This is a genomic window from Streptomyces sp. NBC_00986 (genome assembly GCF_045162565.1).
In the GTDB taxonomy this organism is placed as follows: domain Bacteria; phylum Actinomycetota; class Actinomycetes; order Streptomycetales; family Streptomycetaceae; genus Streptomyces.
Map to the genome: position 1 here is coordinate 5,630,153 of NZ_CP108733.1, position 16,803 is coordinate 5,646,955.

Annotated in this window: 14 protein-coding genes; 5 read left to right on the plus strand and 9 right to left on the minus strand. The window is 72.0% G+C overall.

What is annotated here, in order from left to right; genetic code table 11:
• Nucleotides 1–30 precede the first annotated feature (30 nt).
• A complete protein-coding gene (locus tag OG504_RS24810) occupies nt 31–2,541 on the plus strand; it encodes a DEAD/DEAH box helicase (protein ID WP_405991783.1) in 2,511 nt (836 codons plus the stop codon).
• Between the two features lie 54 nt (nt 2,542–2,595).
• On the opposite strand, the gene OG504_RS24815 is transcribed toward OG504_RS24810, so the two are convergent.
• The 7 genes from OG504_RS24815 to ssd all read right to left on the minus strand — a co-directional run bounded on the left by OG504_RS24815 (nt 2,596) and on the right by ssd (nt 8,810).
• Nucleotides 2,596–3,048, minus strand: coding sequence for an Rv3654c family TadE-like protein (locus OG504_RS24815; RefSeq protein WP_405991784.1), 453 nt, complete (start codon nt 3,046–3,048; stop codon nt 2,596–2,598).
• Between the two features lie 71 nt (nt 3,049–3,119).
• Nucleotides 3,120–3,497 carry a TadE family type IV pilus minor pilin gene (locus OG504_RS24820; RefSeq protein WP_405991785.1) on the minus strand — a complete coding sequence of 126 codons (378 nt, stop codon included), beginning with the start codon at nt 3,495–3,497 and terminating at the stop codon, nt 3,120–3,122.
• The gene (locus tag OG504_RS24825; RefSeq protein WP_405991786.1) at nt 3,484–3,723 is read right to left on the minus strand and encodes a DUF4244 domain-containing protein; all 240 of its coding nucleotides are present in this window, start codon (nt 3,721–3,723) and stop codon (nt 3,484–3,486) included. Before OG504_RS24825 ends, OG504_RS24820 begins: the two co-directional genes overlap by 14 nt.
• Before the next feature lie 94 nt (nt 3,724–3,817).
• Nucleotides 3,818–4,630 carry a type II secretion system F family protein gene (locus OG504_RS24830; RefSeq protein WP_405991787.1) on the minus strand — a complete coding sequence of 271 codons (813 nt, stop codon included), beginning with the start codon at nt 4,628–4,630 and terminating at the stop codon, nt 3,818–3,820.
• Between the two features lie 409 nt (nt 4,631–5,039).
• Nucleotides 5,040–5,900: a type II secretion system F family protein gene (locus OG504_RS24835; RefSeq protein ID WP_405991788.1), complete on the minus strand. Its 861-nt coding sequence runs from the start codon at nt 5,898–5,900 to the stop codon at nt 5,040–5,042.
• Nucleotides 5,901–6,021: 121 nt separating this feature from the next.
• On the minus strand, nt 6,022–7,179 hold the full coding sequence (locus OG504_RS24840; RefSeq protein ID WP_405991789.1) for a TadA family conjugal transfer-associated ATPase: 1,158 nt from the start codon (nt 7,177–7,179) through the stop codon (nt 6,022–6,024).
• A 527-nt stretch (nt 7,180–7,706) separates the two neighbouring features.
• Nucleotides 7,707–8,810, minus strand: coding sequence for a septum site-determining protein Ssd (ssd, locus tag OG504_RS24845; protein ID WP_405991790.1), 1,104 nt, complete (start codon nt 8,808–8,810; stop codon nt 7,707–7,709).
• A 587-nt stretch (nt 8,811–9,397) separates the two neighbouring features.
• On the opposite strand from ssd, the gene OG504_RS24850 reads away from it, so the two are divergent.
• Both OG504_RS24850 and OG504_RS24855 read left to right on the plus strand, forming a co-directional pair.
• Nucleotides 9,398–10,231, plus strand: a complete 834-nt coding sequence (locus OG504_RS24850; RefSeq protein ID WP_405991791.1) for an HAD family hydrolase — start codon at nt 9,398–9,400, stop codon at nt 10,229–10,231.
• 153 nt (nt 10,232–10,384) lie between these two features.
• Complete coding sequence (locus tag OG504_RS24855) at nt 10,385–10,549, plus strand: hypothetical protein (protein WP_405991792.1); 165 nt, start codon at nt 10,385–10,387, stop codon at nt 10,547–10,549.
• Nucleotides 10,550–10,578: 29 nt separating this feature from the next.
• Here OG504_RS24855 and OG504_RS24860 read toward each other — a convergent pair whose 3' ends face one another.
• Nucleotides 10,579–11,403 carry an oxidoreductase gene (locus OG504_RS24860; protein ID WP_405991793.1) on the minus strand — a complete coding sequence of 275 codons (825 nt, stop codon included), beginning with the start codon at nt 11,401–11,403 and terminating at the stop codon, nt 10,579–10,581.
• Nucleotides 11,404–11,504: 101 nt separating this feature from the next.
• On the opposite strand from OG504_RS24860, the gene OG504_RS24865 reads away from it, so the two are divergent.
• Nucleotides 11,505–12,485 carry an ATP-binding protein gene (locus tag OG504_RS24865; protein WP_405991794.1) on the plus strand — a complete coding sequence of 327 codons (981 nt, stop codon included), beginning with the start codon at nt 11,505–11,507 and terminating at the stop codon, nt 12,483–12,485.
• Between the two features lie 57 nt (nt 12,486–12,542).
• On the opposite strand, the gene OG504_RS24870 is transcribed toward OG504_RS24865, so the two are convergent.
• Nucleotides 12,543–13,814, minus strand: coding sequence for a hypothetical protein (locus tag OG504_RS24870; RefSeq protein ID WP_405991795.1), 1,272 nt, complete (start codon nt 13,812–13,814; stop codon nt 12,543–12,545).
• 336 nt (nt 13,815–14,150) lie between these two features.
• Between OG504_RS24870 and OG504_RS24875 the strand changes: the two genes are divergently transcribed.
• On the plus strand, nt 14,151–16,739 hold the full coding sequence (locus OG504_RS24875; protein WP_405991796.1) for a bifunctional SulP family inorganic anion transporter/carbonic anhydrase: 2,589 nt from the start codon (nt 14,151–14,153) through the stop codon (nt 16,737–16,739).
• Nucleotides 16,740–16,803 lie beyond the last annotated feature (64 nt).

Below are 16,803 nucleotides of genomic sequence, written 5' to 3' on the forward strand. Positions count from 1 at the left end.
CAGAGCCCCCAGGACGGTTCGCCAGCCGCGATGGCATTCAATCACTTACCGCAGGGCGTGCACGACGCCTTGGCTCCATTGTCCGTCACGCCAGTGACACACTCGGTGCCGATGGCCAAGAATCAGCGAACCGATCGACCCTCGGCGGACCCCGTGTCCGGCCTCTCGCCGAGCACGGTTCTGGACCGGCTGGCGTCGGGACCGAGCCGGGCTTCGCGCATCACTCATACGGAGCACTTGCCCCCACGCGAGGGCCGCCATGCCGTCTGGCCTGACCGGATTCGCGCGGAGGTGATCGCCACCGTCCAGGAAGCGGGTATCGAACACCCCTGGGCCCACCAGGCACAGGCCGCCGAGCACGCCCTCGACGGCGACTCAGTGATCGTTGCCACAGGCACCGCCTCGGGCAAGTCGCTGGCTTATCTGGTACCGGTCCTCTCCGCGCTCCTCGACGGCTCCGAGGCGCCGAACGGCCGCGGCACCACCGCGCTCTACCTCGCGCCCACAAAAGCCCTGGCAGCGGACCAGCTCCGCTCCGTGAAGGAACTTTCACAACCGCTGGGCAATGCCGTTCGCCCGGCCGTGTACGACGGCGACACTCCGTTCGAGGAGCGCGAGTGGGTCCGCCAGTACGCCAACTACGTCCTGACCAACCCCGACATGCTCCACCGCGGCATATTGCCCTCGCACCCGCGCTGGTCCTCCTTCCTGAAATCCCTGAAGTACGTCGTCATCGACGAGTGCCACACCTACCGGGGCGTCTTCGGCTCCCACGTCGCCCAGGTCCTGCGCCGCCTGCGCCGCCTCTGCGCCCGCTACGGCTCCTCCCCCGTCTTCCTCCTCGCCTCCGCCACCGCCGCCGAACCCTCGGTCGCCGCCCGCCGCCTCACCGGTCTCCCGGTGGTCGAGGTCGCCGACGACGCCTCGCCTCGCGGTGAACTGGTGTTCGCCCTCTGGGAACCCCCGCTCACCGAACTGCACGGCGAGAAGGGTGCCCCGGTCCGCCGCACGGCCACCGCGGAGACGGCCGACCTCCTCACCGACCTCGCCGTCCAGGGCGTCCGCTCGGTGGCCTTCGTACGGTCCCGGCGCGGCGCCGAGCTCATCGCGCTGATCGCCCAGGAACGCCTCGCCGAGGTCGACCGCTCGCTGGCCCGCCGGGTCGCCGCCTACCGCGGCGGATACCTCCCCGAGGAGCGCCGCGCCCTCGAACGCGCCCTCCACTCCGGCGAGTTGCTCGGCCTCGCCGCCACCACCGCCCTCGAACTCGGCATCGACGTCTCCGGGTTGGACGCCGTACTGATCGCCGGCTACCCCGGCACCCGCGCCTCCCTGTGGCAGCAGGCGGGCCGCGCCGGACGCTCCGGCCGGGGAGCGCTCGCCATCCTGGTGGCCCGCGACGACCCCCTGGACACGTTCCTCGTCCATCACCCGGAGGCCCTGTTCGACCAGCCGGTGGAGTCCACGGTCCTGGACCCGGACAACCCGTACGTCCTGGCCCCGCACCTGTGCGCGGCGGCAGCCGAACTCCCGCTCACCGACGAGGACTTGGACCTCTTCGGCCCGGCGACGGCGGATCTGCTGCCGCAGCTGGAGGCCGCGAAGCTGCTCCGCCGCCGGGCGAAGGCCTGGCACTGGACACGCCGCGAACGGGCCGCCGACCTCACCGACATCCGCGGCGGGGGCGGACGGCCGGTCCAGGTCGTCGAGAACGGCACCGGCCGCCTCCTGGGCACGGTCGACGAGGCCGCCTCCCACGCGAGCGTCCACGAGGGCGCGGTCCACCTCCACCAGGGCCGCACGTACCTGGTGCGCACCCTGGACCTGGAGGACTCGGTGGCCCTGGTCGAGGAGGCCAACCCGCCCTACTCGACGGTCGCCCGCGACACCACGGCGATCTCCGTCCTGGAAACGGACATCGAACTCCCGTGGGGCCAGGGCCGGTTGTGCTACGGCTCCGTCGAAGTCACCAACCAGGTCGTCTCCTTCCTCCGCCGACGTGTCATCACCGGCGAGGTCCTGGGCGAGTCGAAACTCGACCTCCCCCCTCGCACCCTCCGCACCCGCGCCGTCTGGTGGACGGTCACGGAGGACCAACTCGACGCCGCCCGCATCAACCCCGAGATCCTCGGCGGCGCCCTCCACGCCGCCGAACACGCCTCGATCGGCATGCTCCCCCTCTTCGCCACCTGCGACCGCTGGGACATCGGCGGCGTCTCCGTCCCCCTGCACCCGGACACCCTGCTCCCCACGGTCTTCGTCTACGACGGCCACCCGGGCGGCGCGGGCTTCGCCGAGCGCGCCTTCCACACGGCCCACGCCTGGCTCACCGCCACCCTCCAGGCCATCGCCTCCTGCGAATGCGACGCCGGCTGCCCGTCCTGCATCCAGTCCCCCAAGTGCGGCAACGGCAACGAGCCCTTGCACAAGCGGGGGGCTGTGCGGTTGCTGACGGAACTGCTGCGGGGAGCTCCGGAGGATGCGCGAGAGGTACCGGGGGATGTGGGAGGGGTGCCCGGGGAGAAGGTGGGCGAGCTTTAACGGGCGAGCTGCGGACCGGCTACGGCGTCGGTGCGCTGCGGCTGCAGCTGCAGCTCAGGATGCCGGTGGGGCCGGCGCCGCTGGAGGCGCGGGTGCCGGTGGTGCTGGGCCCGGTGGAGGGGCAGGCGCCGGTGCCGCAGGGGGCGGGGCGGGCGCCAGGGGCGGTACCGGTCCGGCAGGTCCCGCCCGTGACCTGACCTCCGCCGCGAACGGTCCCCGGCCGGCCGACGCCGTCACGTCCGACGTCTCGCCCACGACCGCGCACCGCACGAGCCGCGTCCCCTGCGCCCGCGCCACCCGCTCCGCCCGGGCACAGGCCCCCGTACCGCCCTCCGCCCAGTGATCGGCCGCCGCGAGCGCCGCGAGATCCGCACCGCCGGCCGCACGGTGCCGGGCCACCACGGCCTGCCCCAGGGCCAGCACGACCCCGAACACGACACACATCACGGCCATCGCCCCGAGGCTCCACACGGTGGCGGACCCACGGTCCGAGTGACGGGACCTCATACGCCGCCCCAGAGCCGGAGTCACACGCCCCAGGTCCGGGATCACCTCCCACAGGGCCCGCATACGGCACCTCACGGCCCCGCCCTCCCCTCGCCCACCGTCTCCTCCGCCAACGCCACGGCCTCCTCCCGCACTTCGAAGGGCAGCCCGCTCAGCACCGGCGGTTTCGCGACCACGACGACGTGGACCCGGTCGCCCTCCCGGGCAACGGTGACCTTCGCGCCGCGCGGTGCCGTGTCCCGGACCACCCGGACGACCGCGTCGGCCGGGTCCTGCCGAGCCGCGGCCCGGGCGCCCGAGCGGGCCGCGTCCACGCACTGGATCTGCGCGGCCACCACCAACAGCCCCCACACCAGCGCCATCGCGAACATCACCAGCACGGGCAGCACCACGGCCGCCTCCGCCGTTACGAACCCCCGGTCCCCGCCCCGCCGTTCACACCTGCGCATCGAGGGCCCGCTTCACGATGCTCTGCAACTCCGCGCTGACCGCCCCGCTGGTCACCACCTTGTAGAGCACCACCGCGAACGCCACCGCCGCGACCAGCCCCATCGCGTACTCGGCGGTGGCCATCCCGGCGTCTCCGCGCGCCGAGGCCCCCATCCGTGCCCGTACCCGCACCGCTCGCACGGCCCGAACCGCTACTGCCTGTACCACCTGCATTGCCTTGTACATCTCAACCCCCGTGAGGTTCCTGTCAGTTCGCTTGTTGTCACTTGCCTGCTGAGCCGTCGTTCGTCATACGTCCGTCACCGCTGCGCACCTCTCGTCAGCCGCCACCTCCTCCCGCCGCCCCGCCCGCGAGCCCGATCACCACGGGCAGTACGCCGACCGCGATGAACGCGGGCAGGAAACACAGCCCGACCGGTGCGGTGATCAGGACAGCCGCCCGCCGGGCCCGTGCCGTCGTGGTGCGGGCCCAGTCGGCACGCGCCTCCGCCGCGAGCCGTGCGGCCGGTCCGGCGGCGGGCAGCCCCGACTCGTCGGCCCGTTCGAGCAGCCGGGCCAGCGGGCCGGCGCCCGGAAGCGCGGCCAACCTCCGCCAGGCATCGCCCGGTTCACCACCGAGCCGCACCTCCGCCGCCGCACGCGCCAGCCGTCCCCCCACGGGCCCTGAGAGGGCCTCTCCCACGGCCTGGGACGCGATCACCGGCGAGGCTCCGGCGGCGATGCAGGCGGCCAGCAGATCGGCAGCGAGGGGGAGTTGGCGGGCGGCGGTGGCGGCATCGCGCTCGGCGACGGAGTCGTCGGCCACCTGCCGACGCCGCCACTGCCACAGCCCGCCGGCGACGACAGCGCCCACCACAACCCCGACGACCCCACCGACCACCACCCACCCGGCGCCAACCACACCGACCGCGGGCAACCACCGCCGCGCAACGACCCGAGCCTCGAACCGCCACCCAGCAGAAGCCACTTCGCGTGCCTCCCGCGCATCCCGAACTTCCCGAAGCAGCAGCCCGGCCAGCCGTCGCCGCGCCCTCCGCTCACACCGCACCCCGTCCAGCCACCGCACCGACCACCCCACGACCAAAACCGCCCACAAAACGACCCCCAGCCTGTGGACAACTTCCACACTCACGCCGCCTCCTCTCTCCGACTCCGTCCAACTTCCACACCCACACCCCTCCGGGCTCTCACCGAGCACCGGATCCCCTCAAGTCCGCGACGACCAACCGATCTCCGGCACCCCGCGCACTCCGATGCCTTCAGGCGCGCGGGTCTGCACCGATATGCGGCTCCGCCACGGGCGCGCCCAGCCCCCCATGTACCTGCGCCCTCTCACCCCGCCCGCCCCGATCCCCTCAGGGGCGCGGGTCTGCACCGATATGCGGCTCCGCCGCGCGGGCGCGCCCAGCCCCACGCACCCGCACCCCCTCACGCCGCGAGCCCCGATGCCCTAGGGGCGCGGGGAACTGCGCGACCAGCCCCCACCCACCCGCACCCCGCAAACAACCGACCCACCCACCCCCAACCCGGCCCCACCCCGCTCACACCGCCTCCACCCCCCGCACAATCCGCAGCGCCCACCACAACCCCAAGCCCTCCAACAACCCCCCGACCACCAGGCACCCCAACCCCGCCCCGCTGTGCAGCAACACCCGCAACGGATCGGCCCCCATCGCCGCCCCCAGCAACAACCCGAGCACCGGCAACCCGGCGAGCATCACCGCGGTGGCCCGCGCCCCCGTCAACTGGGCGCGAAGATCGGCCCGTTGATCCCGGTCGGCCCGCAACGCCCCTTCGAGCCGGTCCAGTCCTGCCGCAAGCCCGGCCCCCTGATCCACGGCGACCCCCCAGCAGGCGGCGAGCCCCAACAGCCCCTCCGCGCCCGGCTGTCGTGCCGCCGAGGTGAGCGCACCCGGCACGTCCCCGCCGAACCGCGCCGCCGCCAACACCCCGGCCTGCGCCTCACCGAGCCCACCGGAGTCACTCGCCGCCCGCAGCAACGCCTCCCCCGGCTGCCGCCCAGCGCGCACCTCCCCGGCGAGCGCCGAGCACAACGCGATCACCGCGTCCCCGCCCAACTCCCGCGCACGCCGCGCCTCCCCGGCGACCCGCACCCGCCGCAAGAACGGCACCCCGACCGCCCCCGCGACAACCGGAATGACCGAGGCCCCCAGCACCGCCAGCACCACCCCAACCCCCAGCGCCCACCACTCGGCCCTCAACCGCCCCCGGATCCGCCGCAGTTCGTCTACGACCCGCTCCCACGAGGGCGGCCCGACACCCGCGCCCCCACCGCCCGCGAACAGCAACTCCGCCCGCCGAGCCCCGGGTTGCCGCCCGCCCGTCAACCAGACCAGGCCCCCGACACACACCGCGACCACCCCGACCGACACCTCACCCATCACCACTCCCACTCCCTGTCGTCCATCCCGCACTCACGGCCGTCACTCCTCCGAGCTCACCCGTCGCCCACCCCGCACAACACCCAGCCCCCCAACCACTCCCGCCCCACATCCAGCGCCCCTAACCCCCGTCACCCCCACCCCGAATCAACTCCCGCAACCGCTCCCACCCCCGCTCGTACGCGAACGCCTCCACCCCCCACCGCAGCGCCGGCACCGTCCGCACGAGCCCCGACGCATCGCGCTCCAGGACATGCACCTCGGCGATCCGTCGCCGCCCGGCCCGGTCCCGTACGAGATGCAGGACCACCGACAGGGCCGCCGCCAACTGGCTGTGCAGGGATGCCCGGTCAAGGCCTGCGGCCGTACCCAGGGCTTCCAGGCGGGCGGGGACATCGGCCGCCGCATTCGCGTGGACGGTCCCGCAACCGCCCTCGTGGCCCGTGTTGAGCGCCGCGAGCAGGTGGACGACCTCCGGACCGCGCACCTCGCCGACGACCAGCCGGTCGGGCCGCATCCGGAGCGCCTGGCGGACCAGGTCCTGGAGCGTGACGAGCCCGGCGCCCTCCTGGTTGGCGGGTCTGCTCTCCAGCCGTACGACGTGCGGGTGGTCCGGCTTCAACTCCGCCGAGTCCTCGGCCAGCACGATCCGCTCCCCCGGTCCGACGAGCCCGAGCAGCGCGCTCAGCAACGTCGTCTTGCCGCTACCGGTGCCGCCGCTGATCAGGAACGAGAGCCGTGCCTCGATCAACGCCCGCAGGATGCGGTCCCCGCCCGGCGGCACCGTCCCCGCCGTGACCAACTCGTCCAACGTGAACGCGCGCGGACGTACGACACGCAGCGACAGGCAGGTGCAGCCGACGGCGACCGGAGGCAGGACGGCATGCAGGCGGGTCCCGTCCGGCAGCCGGGCGTCGGCCCAGGGGCGAGCGTCGTCCAGCCGGCGTCCGGCCACCGCGGCCAGGCGCTGCGCGAGACGTCGTACGGCTGCCGCGTCCGGGAAGGAGACGGCGGTCAGCTCCAGTCCGCCACCCCGGTCGACCCACACCCGGTCCGGAGCCGACACGAGAACGTCTGTCACGGAGGGGTCGGCGAGCAGGGACTCCAGCGGGCCACTGCCCACCAGCTCGGACCGCAACTGCTCGGCGGCACCCAGCACTTCGGCGTCCCCCAGCACCCGCCCCTGCTCCCGCAGCGCCTGCGCCACCCGCGCGGGCGTCGGCTCACCCCCGCTCTCGGCCAGCCACCGCCGCACACCGTCGAGCAGTCCGACAGGCATCGCCGCCCCACCACTCGCCCCGCCCTCACCCGAAGCCCACCGCCCCGAAGCTCCCACCGAATCCCGCACCCGCTCACGCCCGACCGCCCCACTCACCCCGACCTCACCCAAACCCTCCGCCGAGCCCCGCACCCGATCGCAGTCGGCGGCCCGGCTCACCCCGCCCCCGCCCGAAATCCACCGCCCCGAAGCGCCCCCCGAATCCCGCACCCGTTCAACCCCGACCTCACCCGAACCCCCCGCCGAGTCCCGCACCCGACCGACCCCGACGTCCCCGCTCACCCCGCCCCCACCCAAAGCCCACCGCCCCGAAGCGCCTCCCGAGCCCCTCACCCGCTCAACCCCGACCGCCCCACCCACCGGGACACCCGCCGAACCGCCGTCCCCCAAGAACCCGCCCCTCGCCGCATCCGCCGAACCACCCGTCCCCGCAAGCCCAGGCACCCTGCTCCCCAGGGCCTCCGCCGCGCCGCTCCGGAAGGTCGCACCGCGCCTCTGGGAACCCCCCGCGCTCCTCACCGGCCGCCTCATACGCCACCCGCCTCGACCAACGCCCGCTCCAGGAACTCCCTGCAGAACCGCGCCAACGGCCCCCTCCCCGCCGTCCCCGGCGGCGACTTGCCCTCGTGCGGCCGCAACAGCCCTGATTCGACCGGCACTTCACCGGCCAGGGGCAGACCTAGGAGGCGAGCCACCTCCCGGTCATCGAGGCCGGGGGCGTACGGACCCCGTACCGCCACGCGGAGGTCGCGCAGGACCATGCCGACGGCGGACGCGACCCGGCCGGCCGCGGCGACGGCGCGGAGTTCGGCGGGGACGACGAGGAGGCCGATGTCGAGTTGGGCGAGGGCCTCGGCGACCCCGTCGTCGATGCGGCGGGGCAGGTCGACCACGACCGTGCCGCCGCGCCGTCGGGCCGCGGCGAGCACCGCCCGCACCGCCTGGGGCGGGATGGCGACGCAGTCGCCGCGGTCCCAGCTGAGCACCCGGAGCGAGTGGAGTTCGGGAAGGGACTCCTCCAGGGCGCCGCCGCCGACCCGGCCGCGCGAGGCGGCGAACGCGGGCCAGCGCAGGCCTTCCGCCGTCTCGCCGCCGAGGAGTACGTCGAGTCCGCCACCGAGCGGATCCGCGTCCACCAGGAGCGTGCGCAGCCCCTCACGCGCGGAGGTGACGGCGAGGGCGCACGCGAGCGTGGACGCTCCGGCCCCGCCGCGGCCGCCGATGACGCCCACGGTGAGGGCGGGGCGGCCGACGCCCTCGGCGACGTCGGCGATGCGGTCGACCAGCCACTGCTCGCCGTCAGGCAGCATCAGGACGTGGTCGGCGCCGATCTCGACGGCCCGCCGCCAGACCCCGGAATCGTCCTGGTCCCGGCCGACCAGCACCACCCCTCGCCGTCGGGCCGCCCCGCGCACCCGACGGGCCGCGTCGTCGCCGACCAGGACGAGCGGCGCCGTCTCCCAGCCGCCCTGGCGCTCCGGCACCCCGTGATGGACCTCGGGCGTCGCGCCGGCCGCCGCGCACAGGCGCAGCAGGTCGTCGAGGAGTTCGGCGTCCTCGGTGACGATCAACGGTCCGGCCTGTCGCCCTCCGGCGGCGTGCGGCGGATCGTGTGTGACGGTTCCGGCCATGTTTTCCATCCCCCATCGCTGTGTCTCTCGCGTCACCCCGGCGGTCCCGCGATTTCCAAAGGTGCGGAGAACCGGCGACCGGCCCTCCATATGCACGGCCGACAGAAACCGGCCAAACGCGTCCGACAAACGGAACGGGCCATGAACTCGCCGCGAGCGAGGACGCGTTGGAATCACGGTGCGGGCATCGCGGAAATCGTGTGGATCTTGGTCGAAAACTGTGGACAACTCAGGGCCTGTGAATATCGCCTTCACCCATACCGGTGACCCCTGTACCGGCCTCTGTACGAGTTCCACAGCGCAGCGCGCCGACTACACACGGTGATGAGTTCTGGGCATGAAAAAAGGCGGCACCAGCCGCCTCGGGTTGGCCTCACGACCACATACAGGGAGGGAAAACGCGTCCGGACATGCGACGACCCCCACCGGGGGGGAGAGTGGGGGTCGCCTTCACGGCCGACTCGGGGGGGGGGGAGGAGCCGGGCCGCGTTAGCACGGTCGCGAACGATCCGTGACTTCCATGGTGTACCCGAGAGGCCTCTCAGGCAAACCCACGCGCCTCACCTTACGCCGAATGGGCTGCGCCTATGCTCTGGGTTGTGGAAAACCACTCCTTGCCCCGCACAGCAGCCTTCTTTGACCTGGACAAGACGGTCATTGCGAAGTCGAGCACGCTCACCTTCGGCAAGTCCTTCTACCAAGGCGGACTGATCAACCGCAGGGCCGCCCTGCGGACCGCCTATGCGCAGTTCGTCTTCCTCACCGGCGGCGCCGACCACGACCAGATGGAGCGGATGCGGAAGTACCTGTCCGCACTCTGCCGCGGCTGGAACGTCCAACAGGTCAAGGAGATCGTCGCCGAGACCCTGCACGACCTGATCGACCCGATCATCTACGACGAGGCGGCCTCCCTCATCGAGGAGCACCACACCGCCGGCCGCGATGTCGTGATCGTGTCCACGTCCGGCGCCGAGGTGGTCGAGCCGATCGGTGAACTCCTGGGCGCGGACCGGGTGGTGGCGACCCGCATGGTCGTGGGCGACGACGGCTGCTTCACCGGCGAGGTGGAGTACTACGCGTACGGCCCGACGAAGGCCGAGGCGATCAAGGAGCTGGCGCAGTCCGAGGGGTACGACCTCGACCGCTGCTACGCCTACAGCGACTCGGCGACCGACGTACCGATGCTCGAGTCCGTGGGCCATCCCTACGCCGTGAACCCGGACCGCGCGCTGCGCCGGGAGGCACTCGCGCGCGGGTGGCCGATTCTGGACTTCAACCGCCCGGTCCGGCTCAAGCAGCGGCTTCCCGTGCTCTCCGTACCGCCCCGCCCGGCGCTGGTCGTGGCGGCGGCCGTGGGTGCCGCGGCGGCCACGGCGGGGCTCGTCTGGTACGCGAGCCGACGCAAAGCGGTGACCGTTTAAGCCGGTTGGTAACTCTTTGAACGTAAAAGTAAAGAACCGCGACCAGGGGTTCCGCTTCCCCCAGGGCTGGAGTACAAAGGATTCAACGGCCCGCGAGACCAAGGACATCCGAAAGGATCACCTTAATACCGCATTTGGCCCCACGGACCGCGCATGACCACCGAGCACCCACGCGACGTCGACCCGTCGATTACGGGCCAGCCGCACCAGGTGACGGGCATTGTTCCCGACCTGATGGGCAATATTTCGAGGACGCTTGGTAACCCGGTGGAACATGCCAGCGGCGGTACGAATCCTCGTACCGCCGCATCCCTTTGACGGCCCTCCAGTAGAGGGCCATTTCGCTGTCAGGCAGCCCCGCGCTGAAGCGCCTCGCACACCGCCGTCGACTCGCGCGCCCCCAGCTCGACCGCCCGGCCGCAGTGCGCGATCCAGGCGGCCATGCCCTCCGGGGTGCCCGATACGTAACCGTCCAGCGCCGCCAGATAAGCCGCGCGCCCCAGTTCGGCGTGGCCGACCTCCGCCGGGCAGACGGACTTCGGGTCGAGGCCGCTGCCGATGAGGACGATCCGCTCGGCGGTGCGCGCGACCAGGCCGTTGTGGGAGGTGAAGGGGCGCAGCGCGAGCAGTTCGCCGTGCACGACGGCGGCCGTCACCAGCGCCGGCGCCGAGCCGCCCGCGATGATCAGGTCTGCGAGTCCGTCCAGGCGCCCGGACACCTCGGCCGCGCCCGGCAGCGGCAGTTCGATGAGCGGCTCGTCGACCGGCTCCCCCTGTTGTCGCGGCCGGCCGACCGTGTCGTCGTTGCTCGCGGCGGCCACCAGGTGCAGCCGGGCGAGCACCCGGAGGGGCGACTGCCGCCAGATGGACAGCAGTTGGCCCGCCTCGGCGGACAGCCGGAGGGCCGCGCCCATCGTGCGGGCCTCCGCGTCACCACTGAAGTCGGTGCGCCGACGCACCTCTTCGAGGGCCCAGTCCGCCCCGGACAGCGCGGCCGAACCCCGCGCGCCACGCAGGGCCGCCTCGGCGGTGAGCTCATTGCTGCGGCGCCGCATGACGCGGTGCCCGTAGACCCGGTCCACGGCCTTGCGCATGGACTCGACGGACTCGGCCACTCCGGGCAGTGTGCCCAGGGCCGCGAGCGGATCGGCGGTCGCACCTGTCGTACTCATGAGTGCGACAGTAGCCATCCCCGGGGTCCGCCCCACGATTGAGTGGTCTTCTTCACGCACACCTGACACGTACAGCTATGTCACGACTACGCTTCGTGAACATGAAAATTGCTTTCGTCGGGAAGGGCGGCAGCGGGAAGACCACCCTGTCCTCCCTGTTCGTCCGCCACCTCGCGGCCACCGCCCAACCGGTCGTCGCCGTCGACGCGGACATCAACCAGCACCTGGGCCCCGCCCTCGGCCTGGACGAGTCCGAGGCCGCCGCACTGCCCGCGCTCGGCGAGCACCTCCCCCTGATCAAGGACTACTTGCGCGGCACCAACCCGCGCATCGCCTCCGCCGACACGATGATCAAGACCACCCCGCCCGGCGAGGGCTCCCGGCTGCTGCGGGTGCGCGAGAACAATCCGGTCTACGACGCCTGCGCGCGACCGGTGGAACTCGACGGTGGCGCCGTCCGTTTGATGGTCACGGGCCCCTTCACCGACGCCGATCTGGGGGTCTCCTGCTACCACTCCAAGACGGGAGCGGTGGAGCTGTGCCTGAACCACCTGGTGGACGGGCGCGACGAGTTCGTCGTGGTGGACATGACGGCGGGCTCGGACTCCTTCGCCTCCGGCATGTTCACCCGCTTCGACATCACGTTCCTGGTGGCCGAGCCGACCCGGAAGGGGGTCTCCGTCTATCGCCAGTACAAGGAGTACGCCCGTGACTTCGGAGTCGTTCTCAAGGTCGTCGGCAACAAGGTGCGGGACCAGGACGACCTCGACTTCCTCCGCGCCGAGGTCGGGGACGACCTGCTCGTGACGGTGGGGCACTCGGACTGGGTGCGTGCCATGGAGAAGGGCCGGCCGCCCCGGTTCGAGCTCCTGGAGGACGCCAACCGCCGCGCCCTGCGCCTGCTGGAGATCGCCGCCGACGCGACGTACGAACTGCGTGACTGGGAGCGCTACACGCGGCAGATGGTGCACTTCCATCTGAAGAACGCGCAGAGTTGGGGCAATGAGCGCACCGGGGCCGACCTGGCCGCGCAGGTCGACCCCGGGTTCGTGCTCGACGAGAGCGTCACCGCCTCCGCGTGATGCGCTGCGTGAGGCGCGCCCTCTCCCAACTGCCGCTCACCGCTTGACCGGCAGCGCCTACTGCTTGACCGCCGGCGCCCCGGGGACGCCCTTCGGGGCCGGGGCGGGGCGGCCGGTCAGGAAGGACGTCCAGCCCGCCTTCGGTGCCTCGCCGACGTTCAGGCCGCGCAGCTTGGCCAGGGTCTGCGGGTCCTGGGCGTCCAGCCAGTCGGCCAGTTGCCGGAAGGACACGCAGCGCACCTCGGACTTGTTGCAGACCTTCTCGATGACCTCGTCGAGGGCACGCATGTAGGTGCCGCCGTTCCAGGACTCGAAGTGGTTGCCGATGACCAGGGGCGCGCGGTTGCCGTCGTAGGCCCGGTCGAAGCCCTTGAGCAGGCCGTCACGCATCTCGTCGCCCCACTGGTCGTACTTGTCGGGGTCGCCCTGGGTCTGCGTGCCGGACTGGTTGACCATGAAGTTGTAGTCCATGGTCAGCTGCTCATAGGTGTGGCCGGGGAAGGGGACGAGCTGCATGGACAGGTCCCACAGCCCCTCCTTCTTCTTGGGCCAGATCTGGTCGTTGACCCCACTGGTGTCGTAGCGGAAGCCCAGCTGGCTGGCCGCCTTCATGAAGTTGGCCTGGCCCTCCAGGCAGGGCGTGCGGGCGCCGACGAGTTCCTTGTCGTAGTCGAAGGGCAGCGAAGACGCCTTCTTCATCCCGGAGTTGGTCTTCCAGGTCTTCACGAACTGCTTCGCCTGGGCGATCTCGCTCTTCCACTCGGCGACCGACCACTCGCCGACCCCACCGTTCTTGCCGCAGAAGTGGCCGTTGAAGTGGGTGCCGATCTCGTTGCCCTCCAGCCACGCCAGGCGCAGCTGCTTCACGGTGTCGGCGATGCCCTGCTCGTCGTTGAAGCCGATGTCCGAGCTGCCCGGCGAGTGCTCCGGGGGCTTGTAGAGGTCGCGCTTGTCCTCCGGCAGCATGTACACGCCGCTGAGGAAGTACGTCATGTTCGCGTGGTTGGCCTTGGAGACCTTGCGGAAGTGGGAGAACAGCTTCTGGCTGTCCTCGCCGGCGCCGTCGAAGGAGAAGACCACGAACTGCGGGGGCTTCTGGCCGGGCTTGAGCCGCTCGGGTCTGGGCAGATGCGGCTGCGCCCCGGTGTACGACGTGGAGCCGTCCCCGATGAGGCGGACTCCGCTCTTGGGTGCCGGGGCGGGCGCCGCCTTGTGCGGACCGTGCGCTCCGTGCGGGGAACCGTTGTCACCGATCGCGCAACCGGCGAGCGACGCGGCACAGGCCGCGGCGATCACGGCGCCCGCGGTGATCCTCTGGGTGGCGGCCATGTCCGCCCACCTTCTTCCTTCGTTCGGACCGACGCCGATCAGGGCGTTCTCTGGCGATGTGCCGGGATTCCCGGCAGCGGCGCCAAGGTCGCATGGGGCCGAAGGTGGGATTAGTACGACAAGCCGATGAAATTTCCACTTCACTCCACGAGGTGACTTATTAGGCCATTTGCCCGCAAAGCCTATGCTTGACCTTTACTCTGCATTACGATCCGTTTACCGAGCGTTGAGATATCCCGCCGCTGCACGCCGTGACCCCACGGCCGCGACCGACCCCCGCCATCGACGGGGACCACCAGTTCCGCGACCGCGCTGCCCCGGAGGAGACGGGAAGACATGTCAGCCTGCGTACCCACCCGCGCCACCGACTCGAATGCGAACGAGAGTCGGACGAAGCGCGTCCACCAGCCCCACAGCCCGCCGCCGCCCCGGCCCCGCCGCTTCCGTGTCGCGGGCGCCGATGTGTCGGCCTCTATCGCGGTCTTCCTGATCGCCCTCCCCCTGTCCCTCGGCATCGCTCTCGCCACCGGCGCGCCCCTCCAGGCCGGCCTGGTCGCCGCCGCCGCGGGCGGCCTCGTCGCCGGGCTGCTCGGCGGCTGCCCCCTCCAGGTCAGCGGCCCGGCCGCCGGACTCACCGTGGTCACCGCCGATCTGATCCACCGTTACGGCTGGCGTACGACCTGCGCTGTCACCGTCCTCGCAGGGCTCGCCCAACTCGCCCTGGGCTGTGTGCGCGTGGCCCGTACCGCGCTCGCCGTCAGCCCCGCGATCGTGCACGGCATGCTGGCCGGCATCGGTGTCACCATCGCCGTCGCCCAGCTGCACATCGTGCTGGGCGGCACCCCGCAGAGCTCCGTCCTCGCCAACCTCCGCGCGCTGCCCGCCCAGTTGGCGGACCTGCACCCCGCCGACGTGGCGATGAGCATGCTGACGCTGGCCCTTCTGCTGCTGTGGCCGCGCGTCCCCGGACGGCTGGGACACCTGATGCGCAAGATCCCGGCCGCGCTCGTCGCCGTCGCCGGGGCCACCCTCACCGCCTCCCTCACCGGGCTGAGCCTGGCCAAGGTCGACCTGCCGTCCTGGAGCAGTCACGCGCTGGCCGGACTGCCCGAGGGCCCGGTCCTCGGGATCGCCGCCGCCGTGCTCACCACCACGCTGGTGTGCAGCGTGCAGTCGCTGCTCGGCGCGGTCGCCGTGGACAAGCTGGTCGCCGGGCAGCCCGGGCTCTCCGCCCGCGTCGGCCGCTCCGACCTGAACCGCGAGCTGCTGGGCCAGGGCGCCGCCAACATCGTCTCCGGCGCGCTCGGCGGACTGCCCGTCGCGGGCGTGGCCGTACGGAGTTCGGCGAATGTGCAAGCCGGTGCCGTGAGCCGGAACTCCACGATGCTGCACGGCGTTCTCGTAGTGGTAGCCGCGCTGCTGATGGTCCCGGTGCTGGAGCTGATTCCCCTCGCTTCGCTCGCCGCACTCGTGATGGCCGTCGGCATCCAGATGGTGTCCCTGCACCACATCCGCACGGTGACCCGCCACCGCGAAGTGCTGGTCTACGCCGTCACCACCCTCGGCGTGGTCTTCCTCGGCGTCCTGGAGGGCGTGCTCCTCGGGGTCACCGTGGCCGTCGCCGTAGCCCTCAACCGCCTTGCCCACACCCACATCACGCACGACGAGAAGGAAGGAGTCCATCACGTCCACGTCCGAGGGCAGTTGACGTTCCTCGCGGTGCCACGGCTCAGCCGAACCCTGCATCTCGTACCCCAAGGCGCCCACGTCGTCGTGGAGTTGGACGGTTCGTTCATGGACCACGCGGCGTACGAGTCACTGCAGGACTGGCAGAACGCGCACACCGCGCGCGGAGGCTCCGCCGAACTGACCGGGCGGCGTACGGGAGTTCGCGACACCAAGCCGGGCCGCACCGGGAGCGAGGCAACACCGGCCGACTCCGCGACCGGCACCACGACCCGCGCGACGAGCGGCAAGACGACCGAGGCTCCGGCCCGCACCACGGCCGACGCTCCGACCGGCGAGCCGACGACGTCGACCGCCTGCCGCTGCCACCCCTGGACGCCCTGGCGCAACCACCAGTGCGACCACCCGCAGTCCGCCGCGCCGAGCGGACACCCGGGCGAGCCCACCGACCGTCCCGCACCCGGCACCACCACCCCGGGCGACGCAGGCACCGGCACGGACACCCACCTCGGAACCGGCAAGGACACCGGCGCCGGACCCCGCCCCGGAACCGGCACCAACCCCGGCCCCGGCGGCCACCAACTCGCCCGTGGCATCAGCGCGTTCCAGCGCAACACCGCACCCCTCGTGCGGGGCGAGCTGGCCCGGCTCGCCAGGGAAGGGCAGCGGCCCTCGCAGCTCTTCCTGACCTGTGCCGACTCGCGGCTGGTGACGTCGATGATCACCTCCAGTGGTCCCGGCGACCTGTTCGTCGTACGGAACGTGGGCAACCTCGTACCGCCGCCCGGCGAGGAGAGCGGGGACAACTCGGTGGCCGCGGCGATCGAGTACGCGGTGGACGTGCTGCGGGTGAGATCGATCACGGTGTGCGGGCACTCCGGGTGCGGAGCCATGCAGGCGCTGCTCAACTCCGAGCCCGGGGGCGCCCAGACGCCGCTCAAGCGGTGGCTGCGGAACGGGCTGCCGAGCCTGGAGCGGATGGCCGACGACGGCCGGCCCTGGGCCCGGTTGGCCACAAGGGCGCCCGCCGACGCCGTAGAGCAGTTGTGTCTGACCAATGTGGTGCAGCAGTTGGAGCATCTGCGGGGGCACGAGTCGGTGGCTCGGGCCTTGCGGGAGGGGGCGTTGGAGCTGCACGGGATGTACTTCCATGTCGGTGAGGCGCAGGCGTACTTGCTGACCGAGGAGGACGGGGAGCAGTTGTTCGACGGCGTGGGGGTGGCGGACATGTCGGCCTGAACCTTGTTCACCCGGCGTCCGTGGGTACGAAAGACCCTCGCCACACGCGTCTGCACGCGGGTCC

Excerpts from the sequence above, each read along its gene's own strand:
- OG504_RS24860 (WP_405991793.1), bottom strand. The coding sequence starts at position 11,403 with ATGAGTACGACAGGTGCGACCGCCGATCCGCTCGCGGCCCTGGGCACA.
- ssd (WP_405991790.1), bottom strand. The coding sequence starts at position 8,810 with ATGGCCGGAACCGTCACACACGATCCGCCGCACGCCGCCGGAGGGCGA.
- OG504_RS24820 (WP_405991785.1), bottom strand. The coding sequence starts at position 3,497 with ATGCGCAGGTGTGAACGGCGGGGCGGGGACCGGGGGTTCGTAACGGCG.
- OG504_RS24850 (WP_405991791.1), top strand. The coding sequence starts at position 9,398 with ATGCTCTGGGTTGTGGAAAACCACTCCTTGCCCCGCACAGCAGCCTTC.
- OG504_RS24815 (WP_405991784.1), bottom strand. The coding sequence starts at position 3,048 with ATGAGGTCCCGTCACTCGGACCGTGGGTCCGCCACCGTGTGGAGCCTC.
- OG504_RS24855 (WP_405991792.1), top strand. The coding sequence starts at position 10,385 with ATGACCACCGAGCACCCACGCGACGTCGACCCGTCGATTACGGGCCAG.
- OG504_RS24865 (WP_405991794.1), top strand. The coding sequence starts at position 11,505 with ATGAAAATTGCTTTCGTCGGGAAGGGCGGCAGCGGGAAGACCACCCTG.
- OG504_RS24875 (WP_405991796.1), top strand. The coding sequence starts at position 14,151 with ATGTCAGCCTGCGTACCCACCCGCGCCACCGACTCGAATGCGAACGAG.
- OG504_RS24840 (WP_405991789.1), bottom strand. The coding sequence starts at position 7,179 with ATGCCTGTCGGACTGCTCGACGGTGTGCGGCGGTGGCTGGCCGAGAGC.
- OG504_RS24825 (WP_405991786.1), bottom strand. The coding sequence starts at position 3,723 with ATGTACAAGGCAATGCAGGTGGTACAGGCAGTAGCGGTTCGGGCCGTG.
- OG504_RS24810 (WP_405991783.1), top strand. The coding sequence starts at position 31 with ATGGCATTCAATCACTTACCGCAGGGCGTGCACGACGCCTTGGCTCCA.
- OG504_RS24835 (WP_405991788.1), bottom strand. The coding sequence starts at position 5,900 with ATGGGTGAGGTGTCGGTCGGGGTGGTCGCGGTGTGTGTCGGGGGCCTG.
- OG504_RS24870 (WP_405991795.1), bottom strand. The coding sequence starts at position 13,814 with ATGGCCGCCACCCAGAGGATCACCGCGGGCGCCGTGATCGCCGCGGCC.